This window comes from Mesorhizobium silamurunense (assembly GCF_014843825.1).
In the GTDB taxonomy this organism is placed as follows: Bacteria; Pseudomonadota; Alphaproteobacteria; order Rhizobiales; family Rhizobiaceae; genus Mesorhizobium; species Mesorhizobium silamurunense.
The window spans coordinates 1-10704 of record NZ_JHQR01000102.1; the positions used below are offsets into that span (position 1 = coordinate 1).

A 10704-nucleotide genomic window follows, 5' to 3' on the forward strand; every position below is an offset into this window, starting at 1 on the left:
TAGCCGTTGCCGCCGAGGCACTCCATCGCCTCGTAAAGCAGCTGCGGTGCGATCTTGCACACCCAGTATTTGACCACCGGCGTCATGGCGCGGGCAAAGGCCGCCTCGCCGCGATCGCTCGCCGCCTCGTCGAAGGAGCGCGCCAGCCGAAACGACAGCGCCGTCGCGGCAGCGACGTCGAGCGCCATGTCGGCGAGCACCCGCTGCATCAGCGGCTGGTCGACCAGATTGGCGCCGAACACCTGGCGGTGGCGCGTGTGGTGGACGGCCTCGGCCAGCCCTGCCCGCATGATCGCCGAGGAGGCGACGGCGCAGTCGAGCCGGGTCAGCGTGACCATGTCCATCATCGTCTTGATGCCGGCGCCCGGCTCGCCGACCATCTCGCCGATGGCGTTAACGAACTCGACTTCCGACGAGGCGTTGGAGCGGTTGCCGAGCTTGTCCTTCAGGCGCTGGAAGCGGAAGCCATTGCCCGAGCCGTCGCCGAGGATGCGCGGGACGAGGAAGCAGGAAAGCCCCTCCGGTGCCTGCGCAAGCACCAGGAAGGCGTCCGACATCGGCGCCGACATGAACCATTTGTGCCCGGTCAGCCGGTAGAAGCCGCTTCCCGTGCGCTCCGCCCTTGTGATGTTGGCGCGCACGTCGGTGCCGCCCTGTTTCTCGGTCATGCCCATACCGAGGGTGAGCCCGGTCTTTTGCACCGGCGGCTTCTGGCTCTGGTCGTATTTGCGCGTCGTCACGCGCGGCGCCCATTCGCGGAACAGTTTTGGGCTTGCCATCAGCGCCGCCAGCGAAGCGCTGGTCATGGTGATGGGGCAAAGATGCCCGGTCTCGAGCTCGGCGGTCAGATAGAACCGCGCCGCCCTCACCTGGTGCCGGCGGCCTATCTCGGCATCGCCGTTTTCCCAGACAGAGGAATGCAAGCCGCCGGCAATCGAGCGTCGCATGAGCGCATGATAGGCGGGATGAAACTCGACCAGATCGATGCGCCGGCCCTGGCGGTCATGTGTCCTGAGCTTCGGCGTGTCGGTATTGGCGAGGCGGGCAAGCTCCTGCGCCTCTTGGGTCATGGCGAACCGGCCAAGAGCGTCGAGGTCCTTGCGCACCGGATCGGAAAAACGCTCGGCAAGCTGGATGAGCAACGGATCGCCCCGCCATGCGTTGCCGCCCGTCAATGGCGGCGGCTGGTTGATCACGTCGTCGGTCACGCCCAATCCTTCTACAGTAGGAAGGCCCTTACCATCTGAAGGCCGCGGTCGCGAATCCGAAGCCACGGGGCCTTATAGCCCAAGCAACATAAGGCGCGCGACGAAAATACCGGGGAGAACGCCCGCAATCCAAAGCTGGCGCTTGCGGCTGGCCGGACCTCACCCTATAGCAGCGCCTTGAGATGACCGACGCTTCGTCCCTGCCGATTTTCCCTCACCGCCACCTTCTGGGCATCCGCGATCTTTCCCCGGCCGATATCGAGCTGCTGCTCGATCGCGCCGACCAGGCCGTGGCGATCTCGCGGCAATCGGAAAAGAAGACCTCGACGCTGCGTGGCCGAACACAAATCAACCTCTTCTACGAGGCGTCGACCCGCACGCAATCGTCCTTCGAGCTCGCGGGCAAACGGCTCGGCGCCGACGTGATGAACATGTCGGTGGCGAGTTCTTCGGTGAAGAAGGGCGAGACGTTGATCGACACCGCCATGACGCTCAACGCCATGCGTCCGGACATCCTGATCATCCGCCACCAGTCGGCGGGGGCGGCAGCGCTTCTGGCGCAAAAAGTCGGCTGCTCGGTGGTCAACGCCGGCGACGGCGCGCATGAGCATCCGACGCAGGCGCTGCTCGACGCCCTGACCATCCGCCGCGCCAAGGGACCGCTGTCGAAACTGATCGTGGCGATCTGCGGCGATATCCTGCATTCGCGCGTCGCCCGCTCCAACATCATGCTCTTGAACGCGCTCGGCGCGCAGGTGCGCGTCGTCGCGCCTTCGACGCTGCTGCCGGCCGGCATCGACAGAATGGGCGTGATCGTCTCGCGCTCGATGGCCGAAGGCCTCAAGGACGCCGACGTCGTGATGATGCTGCGCCTGCAGCGCGAGCGCATGGAAGGCGCCTTCGTGCCGTCGATCCGCGAATATTTCCGCTATTTCGGCCTCGACGCGGAAAAGCTGAAAGCGGCCAAGGAGGATGCGCTGGTCATGCATCCGGGACCGATGAACCGCGGCGTGGAAATCGCCTCGGAAATCGCCGACGGGCCGCAAAGCGTCATTCAGGAACAGGTCGAGATGGGCGTTGCCGTGCGCATGGCTGTCATGGAAGCGCTGCTCGACCCTCGCCGCAATTCTGAGGGCCGCAACCATGAAGGGCGCGGCGCATGAGCGTGACGGTCTTCAGCAGGGCCCACATCGTCGACCCCTCACGCGGCGTCGACGAGGTCGGCACCGTCATTGTCGATGGCCGCAAGATCGCCGCGGCCGGCAAGGCGGCGCTGAACCAGGGCGCCCCCGAAGGCGCTGTTGTCATCGACTGTGCCGGCAAGACGGTCATTCCGGGCCTTGTCGATGCCCGTGTGTTCATCGGCGAACCCGGCGGCGAACATCGCGAGACGATTGCGTCGGCGAGCGTCGCGGCGGCAGCCGGCGGCGTTACCTCCATTGTCATGATGCCCGACACTGACCCGGTGATCGACAACGTGGCACTCGTCGAGTTCGTGCTGCGCACGGCAAAAGACACGGCAAGCGTCAACATCTTCCCGGCGGCGGCGATCACCAAGGGCCTCGAAGGCCGCGAGATGACCGAGTTCGGCCTGCTGCGCGAGGCCGGCGCCGTCGCCTTCACCGACGGTCGCCACACGATCGCCAATGCGCTGGTCATGCGCCGCGCGCTGACCTACGCCCGCGATTTCGGCGGCGTGATCGCGCATGAAACCCAGGACGCAGACCTCGCCTCGGCCGGCGTGATGAACGAAGGCCTCTATGCGAGCTGGCTCGGCCTTTCCGGCATCCCGCGCGAGGCCGAGCTCATCCCGCTCGAGCGGGACTTGGCGCTGGCGCGGCTGACGGGCGGCGCCTATCACGCCGCCAAGATTTCATCCGCGATGGCGGCCGGCGCGGTGAGCCGGGCAAAGGCGGACGCCGCTAACGTCACGGCCGGAGTCGCCATCCACAATCTGTCGCTCAACGAGAACGATGTCGGCGAATATCGCACCTTCTTCCGGCTGACCCCGCCCTTGCGCGCCGAGGACGACCGGTTGGCGATGATCGAGGCGATCAAGGACGGCACGATCGACATCATCGTCTCTTCGCACGACCCGCAAGATGTCGACACCAAGCGCCTGCCCTTCGCCGATGCTGCCGCCGGCGCGATCGGGCTGGAGACGCTGCTTGGCGCGGCGCTTCGGCTCTACCATAATGGCGACGTGCCTCTCCTCAGGCTGATCGAGACGCTTTCGACCGCGCCGGCAAAGCTTTTCGGCCTGCCAGGCGGCACGCTGAAGCCCGGCGCGCTGGCGGACCTCGCCGTGGTCGATCTCGACGAGCCCTGGATCGTCAGCGAGAGCGGCCTGCGCTCACGCTCGAAGAACACCTGCTTCGAGGGCGCGCGCCTGCAGGGCAAGGTCTTGCAAACCATGGTGGCGGGCCGCACAGTGTTTTCGACCTGAGCATCTGTCGACGAGCCGGACAGTACCGGCTCGACTGACATAAATAAGCGGGGGAACAATGGGTTACGGGCTCGCACTGATCTTCGGCTACCTGCTCGGCTCGATCCCGTTCGGGCTCTTGATCACCCGCGCGGCCGGTCTCGGCGACGTGCGCCAGATCGGCTCCGGCAACATCGGTGCAACCAATGTTTTGCGCACCGGCAACAAGGGCCTTGCCGCGGCCACGCTGTTGCTCGATGCGCTGAAGGGCACGGCGGCGGCGCTCATCGCCGGCCGCTTCGCGCCGGAACTGGCGCTCGCGGCCGGCTTCGGTGCCTTCCTTGGCCATCTCTTTCCGGTCTGGCTCGGCTTCAAAGGCGGCAAGGGTGTCGCCACCTATCTCGGCGTGCTGCTCGGTCTTGCCTGGCAAGGCATGCTGGTCTTCGCTGTCGTCTGGCTCGCCATGGCGTTCCTGTTCCGCTATTCATCGCTGGCGGCGCTGACAGCGGCGGTCGTGGTGCCGATCGCGCTTTACTTTATCAGCACGCCTCAAATCGCGGGGCTGTTCGTGGTGATGAGTCTGATCGTCTTCCTCAAGCATCGCGCCAACATCTCACGGCTTCTTGCCGGCACCGAGGGCAAGATCGGGGCGAAAGGATGAGCGGGCCCGCCGCCGGCCCGCGCCTCAGCGACCGGCAGCGGCTTGCCTGGCTCCGCCTGATCCGCACGCCGAATGTCGGCCCGGCTTCCTTCCGCGAATTGATCAACCGCTTCGGCTCGGCAGAGGCCGCGCTCGAAATGCTGCCTGAGTTGATGATTTCGGGAGGCGCCAGCCGCATCGTCCGCATTCCGACGGTCGCTGAAGCCGAAGCCGAATTGGAAGCGGCCCGCCGCGCCGGAGCCCGCTTCGTCGGCATCGGCGAGGCCGACTATCCGTCCATGCTGAAGACCATGGATAACCCGCCGCCGCTGCTGGCGGTAAAAGGCGAAGGCGCGGTGTTTCGCCTGCCGGCGGTGGCGATTGTCGGCGCCCGCAACGCCTCGCTCGCCGGCATCAAGATGGCGCGCATGCTGGCGGCGGATCTCGGCAGCGAGGGTTATGGCATCGTCTCCGGCTTGGCGCGCGGTATCGACACGGCGGCACATCAGGGCAGTCTCTCGACCGGCACCGTGGGCGTGCTGGCCGGCGGCCTCGATGTCCCCTATCCGCCGGAAAATGCCGGCCTGTGCGACGACATCGCCGGGCGCGGCGGCGCTATCGTCTCGGAGATGCCGTTCGGCTGGCAACCACGCGCGCAGGATTTCCCGCGCCGCAACCGCCTGGTTGCCGGCATGGCGCTGGGGCTGGTCGTGGTTGAGGCGGCGCAACGCTCCGGCTCGCTGATCAGCGCGCGGCTCGCTAACGAGATGGGCCGGCTGGTTTTCGCCGTGCCGGGTTCGCCGCTCGATCCGCGCGCCGGCGGCTGCAACGCCTTGCTCAAGGACGGCGCTACGCTCGTCACCGAAGCAGCCGATATCTTGGGCGCGCTGGCGCCTCTCGCTGGTGTTCGCGCTCCTCGCAGCACACCGCTCGCCGAGGCGCCCGACCTGTCGGCACTGCCGCCGCCGGGCGAAAACGAGCGCGCCAATGTGCTGGAAGCGCTCGGCCCAACGCCGGTCGGGGTGGACGAGATCATCCGCCATACAGGCTTGAGCGCCGCGCAAATAGCGATGGTGCTATTGGAACTGGACCTTGCCGGTAGGTTGGAACGCCACGCCGGCGGGAATGTGTCATTGGTTTTCGGGGGCCCCTGAAACCTGCTACCGGAACAGGTACTTGGACACTTCCGGGTTGCCGCGGCGCCACATCACGTTGTCCAGGAAATAGTGGTGCACGTTGATGAAGATCAGCACGATGAAGAAAAACAGCGAGGACCCGAGAACTTGCCTGTCGTAAGGGATCAAGGCCGTCATCGCCATCGGGATAAGCCAGAAGCCGAGATATCCAAGCGCACCGCCCCCGACGATGAATCCCAGGACCCGCAGCCTGTAGAGAGGTCCGAGAAAGGACAGCATCTTCGGCCGCGGATTTCTCGCGGCATCCGCGATGTCGCGTTCGACGTTCGTCTGATAACGCCAGACCACGGCCAGATATTGCAGCGAGTGGAGCGCAGGCACCACAAGCAGCCAAAGCGGATTTATTCTCGCAATCAGGATCCACAGATAGAGCGACGCGACATAGGCCACGATGCCGTTATACGGCAGGGCGCGGCCGTTCCTTCGCCAGCGATTGATCAGCATCAGGACTGTGACCGCCGTCGAGGCAACGGCCGCCAGCAGAGCAATGTTGGCGATCCAGGAAGGGGCCGCGAATGTGTAATATTCCAGGCCGTAATATTTCCCTTGCGTCACTGCCGTGTTCGTCTGCAGCCATGCCAGGATCCACACGGCATAGCTGTTGACCAGCAGCACCTTCTTGTCCCGATCGTCGAAGAATTTGCGCTTCAGCACGGCGTCCACCATCAGCATCCCGTAACCTTGCTTGACGTAGTGCCAGCCCACGAAGAAGAACATCGCATTGGCCGCATATCCGAGCAGGCGCGTATTCGCCGTTGCCGCTCCGTACGCAAAGAACGCGCCCATGATCACGGGAACGACGATGCCCGCGAAAATGTAGCGAAGCTGCAGGCTCCTGTCGTACCCCTTCCCGCTCAGCTTGCGCCCGAAATTGCGGTAGAAAATCTGATACGAGTGGGCGAAATGGGGATAGTTCACAAGGTAGGCCACGACCACCATCGTTGCTGCGACGAGACCCTCGTATTCGAGCGGCACCAAAAGCAGAATTGGCAGGATCAGAAATGCGCCGCCGCCGAGCATGAGGAAGTCGGCGACCGGACCGAAGAGATATTTGCCAGACGTCGCCACTTTAGCGGCTGAAGCATCTACCGAAAGGTCAAGTGCCATGTTCGAGCTCTCCTTCGGAAAGGTCGACTTTAACATCGCCCAGTCAGGTCACAAGGTTGGGTTACCGCTCCGGCTTGTGCCGACGCCCTCAATCCCCGTCAGATGGGCAGCTGCGCGCGTTTCGGCGACTGCAGTTCGCGCCCCATCTTTGCCGCCTGAAAGATGGTCATCAAGACTAGGACCGGCTCGCCGTCGGTAGGGTTGATCATAAGGGCCACGCGGCCAAGCTCGTCGCTCATCGCGCAGGTCCAGTCCTTGACTGCGATCACCTTTTTCTCGGGCAATTTGTCCTCCCTTTGGATGCCCATGCCCGCCTCCAGCGGACATTATGCGGCCGCCGGTTATGCCGGGCCGTCGGATCGACCTGCCATGAGCAACCGTGGGCCCCGGTTCGATCTAAGCGTAAGCGATTGCTAATGTAAGACCCAACCGGCCGGCGGCCGAGGAGCTTTCGCGAGCACCCCTCAGTTCGTATGGTCCAGCAGCCTCGTCACGGCAACATCACGCCGATGTTCGGAATTCGCGCGATCGATGCCGTCCACGGTGATGGCGAACATTCCGTTTTCGATCCTTGCTATCCAGCCCTTTGCCTTCAGATACCACAGGTGAAATTCCAGATGCTCTCGCGGGCAGCCTGACAGGCGCTCGAGCTCTTCATCACCGATGCCGGGATTATTGACGTCCTGTCGACGTTTTACATAAAGAAGCGACAGCAGCTTGGCCTGAATGACGACGTCCCGTTCAAGCCCTTTGGCGTTGCTTGCTTCCTCGCTCAGCTCGCGGCGAAGGCTCAAATGGTCTCTATACTGAACATCATATTGGGCGCGTTTGACCGGATCTTTGAGCGTATTATGGGCTTCCACGATTTCGCTGAAGCGTGATTCATTGCCGGTGTCCCGATTGTCGGGATGGTAGCGCATGGCAAAATAACGAAATATCCGTTCAATCGTTTCCGAGTTCGCGTTCGGGCTGATTTCGAGAAGTTCGTAATAGTCAATGAACATAGTGGTGCTTCCACAGAATCGATATTGCGAACACCACTCCCCAAGAGCAGCATCGCGCAACCGCTCTGCCCATGCAAGCCGGCGTTCCTGCAAAAGAGCGCTTGACGATTCAGCGAACAGGACGTCGCGCCAGGCCGAGCGTGGCGATTTCCTCTGCCAATCGGGCTCGCCATAAGGCTGGCCCGCTCGAGTGCTCATCTCCGCAAATCTGATCGGAGCCCGTTCAACCTAAGCCGAAGCGTTCGTTTGCTCAGTCTGTTGGAGCACCTTCAATTGCAGCACTGCAAGCCGAGCGGCGCAATATGCCTCACTATGCTTCGCGGTCTCGATGCCGAAATCGGGTGAGCTCCTCAGGAGTGCACAGTGGGATTAATCTTCAGGAGGCGCGATCTGGCGTCGATCACTCGCGTCTGCTCGGAACGGATCCGGCAGCAGAGGGCAAGATTGAGGGCAACGCCACCGCTATCGTCGTCCAGCAATTCGTTCGCCCGGTTAAGAGAGCGCTCGGCTCGCTTCACGCGCTGGCGAGCCTTCGCCAGTTCAAAGCTAAAGATTTCGACCATTTTTCCGGTTCCATGGGTCAGCGGTCCCTTCAAGACCGAAACCTTGCACCGATCGCATTGGTTCCGACACGGCGCGCGACAGGCTGTCGCATTGGGTGCTGCCTGTGCTTGGTCCAACCCCGACAGCCTCACCCGCAAGAGCACTGTGCTCGACAGGGCTTCGGCGTTGTAGAACAAACGGTCGGCACGATCGAGCGGCGCAGCCGCCGCGTCAGCGCTTCCAGAAATCGCGGTGCAGTGCGATCAGCTCGTGCGCGATTTCGGAGAAGGGGCCAAAGACCTCGATCTTTTTCTGGCCGAAGCCGTGGGAGCGATCTATATCGGTTACTATTGATCTGTCGCCTGACGTTAGCGGTCATTAGGTGGGCACGTACGCGTCCAGCAGCATGCTGGACCGGCGCCGGAGGACATGAAGCGACCGGCGACGCAATGGGTGAAGCCAAGGCCGATCGGCAGGGTCGAGTGAAGCATCTTCGCGGCGAGGACTATCTGCGCCATGTCTCGCTGCAGGATTTTCGGGAGGAGGATTAGTCTCTGCCCTGCCGGGATCCGTCCGCCACATCGTCAAGCTACATGCAATTCTCCTGTGGCGAGTGCCCGCCGCGTTCGATGGCAACGGACACCCGCAAACCGCCGATGAAGGGACTCGCTCGGCGGCGGCAACCAATGTGTTGCCGAGGTGTTGGTTGCGCCTCTCAGCCCATTGCCTTGGGTGCCGGGACTTCGGTCGTATCAGGCCCTCGACTGCAGTCTCGCGGCTGGAACGAATGCATTGAGGGTTCGTTTGCCTAGTGCCAGCCGCTCCCGCCAACGGCGGTTGAGCGAAGCAGAGGCTCCGGCGCGCGCCCCGGCGGGAGGGTACGTTCGCGCTGGAGCCTTTTGGTGAACGATACGGAGCGAAGGATATGGATGATCGTCACAACAGTGTTTTGGAAGCCCGGTGGCTCCTTGCTGTGCCCGCGTCGCTTATCCTTACCGTCCTGTTCGCCGGGTTCTGGCTTACATGAAGCAGCCGCCGTCTGTGGCTATACGGCGGTCGAGCTTGAATCCGAGCGCCGCCTGATTTCGTCAGGCGCAACGCCTTCGTTGAATAATGCCAGGATGCAGCTCGGCCAAGCGGTCGCGCGCTTCCTCATCGCCAGAGATACCATCTCTTTCGCGTATTCTTCTAGAAGTAGGGCGAGCGCAGCCATCAGGCCGCCGCATATGCAGATTCGCGTAAGACCTTGGCAAGCGATCGGAGATCAGGAATATAATCCTCTCCGCTGCGGCGACCTCAATCACCGGAGATCGCCATGACGATGAAGTTTCCATTCACAGAAGACACGCTCGGTAAAAAGCTCGAGGCAGGCACGGGCATGTCCGTTTACTGCCTCACCTGCAAGCGCAACGCGGTCCTGAACGTGGCCGATCTTGCACTGGGATTTGATCAAGGTGATCTATTGCCACGAGTGCCGCGGCGCCGGCCGGGACGATTGCAACCTGCATTTCACGAACCATGCGGCGACGCCGGACAAGCGCAAGGGCTGGACGCCTTGTCCCTAACACGGGAGCGGCCCGGCACTCTGGCGGGGTAGGCCAGTGGACGCCGGGCCTAACCGGCGGGGGCTCGGAATCGGAACACGGCACCGGCTGACGATGAACATACGTCCCTGCCGAAATGATCGGCATCATCCATAAGGACGAAGCGGGAGGTAGGTGCCTAGCTCAGCACCAAGCCGGCGATGAGCAGGCATGCCGCCATGCGGACGCATAAAGAACCGTAGGGCCAAATTCCCAATGGTTGGCAATTTGGATGAAGAAGCGCGCCAGACGCTTCAGCGGCCAGCCAGAACGCGCGCTGGTGGGCTTCTGTGTGGGCGCGTCAAGCGTTAGTAATATAGCTGAACCCGCGTCATCCAATCGATGGTGACCGCCCTTCACGGGGCTCGTGCTAGTCTTGTGGTTGGCGCAACTCCTCCTGCGCCATTGAGCGCCGGTTGAAGGAAGTCCCTCCCGGTCGCCAGTCTGCCGGCGCTCTTCCTCTATCCGCCAGGGAGATCGAACAATGCCTACATCCCGCCGTGCATTGCTTTTCATCCTGAGTGCAACCGTCGCGTTCGCCGCCATTATTGGCATCGCGTCTGCCAAAGGCGGTGGCGGCGGCGGCAGTGGTGGCAAACATAATAGCACCTTAAGCAGCGTAACCAGCCTCCCAGTGACCGGAACCCGCCCAAAGGTAAAATCTTTCTCAAGCAAGGCATGCCCCATTGGCTACAATTGCCCAGTGACACCGATCGACAAATGCGATCTTCAAGGCAACATCGAGCAGTCAGTTGCCTGCAAAGTTAGAGCCTCCAGTTCCCTCACGAATCCGTAAGTCGCCGATCCAAGGTAGAGAGTTCTCACTCTAATCCAGCTACCAATTGCCCTTAGGACACTTGATCGGCCCGCTGCTTCGGTGGCGGGCTTTTCATTTTCCGGACATAGTGCGGACACGAAATTCTGCGGACACAGAAACCCGCCCTCACCTCTCGCAAAGCCTTGATTTTGTGTGCCCTTCCCGAGAGATGGGTGACAGT

General features: G+C 62.6%; 10 protein-coding genes. 5 read left to right on the forward strand and 5 right to left on the reverse strand.

Translation table 11 applies throughout. The features are described 5' to 3' along the window. Nucleotides 1-1208 (reverse strand): acyl-CoA dehydrogenase family protein (locus DH10_RS12220; protein WP_192384762.1); only part of this gene is annotated, 1208 nt, incomplete at its 3' end. A gap of 182 nt (nucleotides 1209-1390) precedes the next feature. On the opposite strand from DH10_RS12220, the gene DH10_RS12225 reads away from it, so the two are divergent. From DH10_RS12225 to dprA, 4 genes are read left to right on the forward strand one after another with little or no spacing between them, the layout of a single operon-like run. Further along, nucleotides 1391-2371, forward strand: coding sequence for an aspartate carbamoyltransferase catalytic subunit (locus tag DH10_RS12225; protein WP_192245261.1), 981 nt, complete (start codon nucleotides 1391-1393; stop codon nucleotides 2369-2371). Further along, entirely contained in the window at nucleotides 2368-3654 is a 1287-nt protein-coding gene (locus DH10_RS12230) for a dihydroorotase (protein WP_192384763.1), read from the forward strand. The genes DH10_RS12225 and DH10_RS12230 overlap by 4 nt, the downstream gene beginning before the upstream one ends. 58 nt (nucleotides 3655-3712) lie before the next feature. Beyond that, complete coding sequence (plsY, locus tag DH10_RS12235) at nucleotides 3713-4294, forward strand: glycerol-3-phosphate 1-O-acyltransferase PlsY (RefSeq protein ID WP_192245265.1); 582 nt, start codon at nucleotides 3713-3715, stop codon at nucleotides 4292-4294. Beyond that, nucleotides 4291-5427 carry a DNA-processing protein DprA gene (gene dprA, locus DH10_RS12240; RefSeq protein ID WP_192245267.1) on the forward strand — a complete coding sequence of 379 codons (1137 nt, stop codon included), beginning with the start codon at nucleotides 4291-4293 and terminating at the stop codon, nucleotides 5425-5427. The genes plsY and dprA overlap by 4 nt, the downstream gene beginning before the upstream one ends. 6 nt (nucleotides 5428-5433) lie before the next feature. Here the strand turns inward: dprA and DH10_RS12245 are convergent, their stop codons facing one another. The 4 genes from DH10_RS12245 to DH10_RS12260 all read right to left on the reverse strand — a co-directional run bounded on the left by DH10_RS12245 (nucleotide 5434) and on the right by DH10_RS12260 (nucleotide 8143). Next, nucleotides 5434-6489, reverse strand: a complete 1056-nt coding sequence (locus tag DH10_RS12245; RefSeq protein WP_246505903.1) for a hypothetical protein — start codon at nucleotides 6487-6489, stop codon at nucleotides 5434-5436. Between the two features lie 185 nt (nucleotides 6490-6674). Next, a complete protein-coding gene (locus DH10_RS12250) occupies nucleotides 6675-6884 on the reverse strand; it encodes a hypothetical protein (protein ID WP_192245271.1) in 210 nt (69 codons plus the stop codon). Between the two features lie 156 nt (nucleotides 6885-7040). Then, nucleotides 7041-7580 carry a DnaJ domain-containing protein gene (locus tag DH10_RS12255; protein WP_192245307.1) on the reverse strand — a complete coding sequence of 180 codons (540 nt, stop codon included), beginning with the start codon at nucleotides 7578-7580 and terminating at the stop codon, nucleotides 7041-7043. A 350-nt stretch (nucleotides 7581-7930) separates the two neighbouring features. After that, nucleotides 7931-8143: an ATP-binding protein gene (locus tag DH10_RS12260; RefSeq protein ID WP_192245273.1), complete on the reverse strand. Its 213-nt coding sequence runs from the start codon at nucleotides 8141-8143 to the stop codon at nucleotides 7931-7933. Nucleotides 8144-9438: 1295 nt separating this feature from the next. Between DH10_RS12260 and DH10_RS12270 the strand changes: the two genes are divergently transcribed. Next, nucleotides 9439-9720 carry a hypothetical protein gene (locus DH10_RS12270; RefSeq protein WP_192245275.1) on the forward strand — a complete coding sequence of 94 codons (282 nt, stop codon included), beginning with the start codon at nucleotides 9439-9441 and terminating at the stop codon, nucleotides 9718-9720. The last annotated feature ends 984 nt before the right edge of the window (nucleotides 9721-10704 follow it).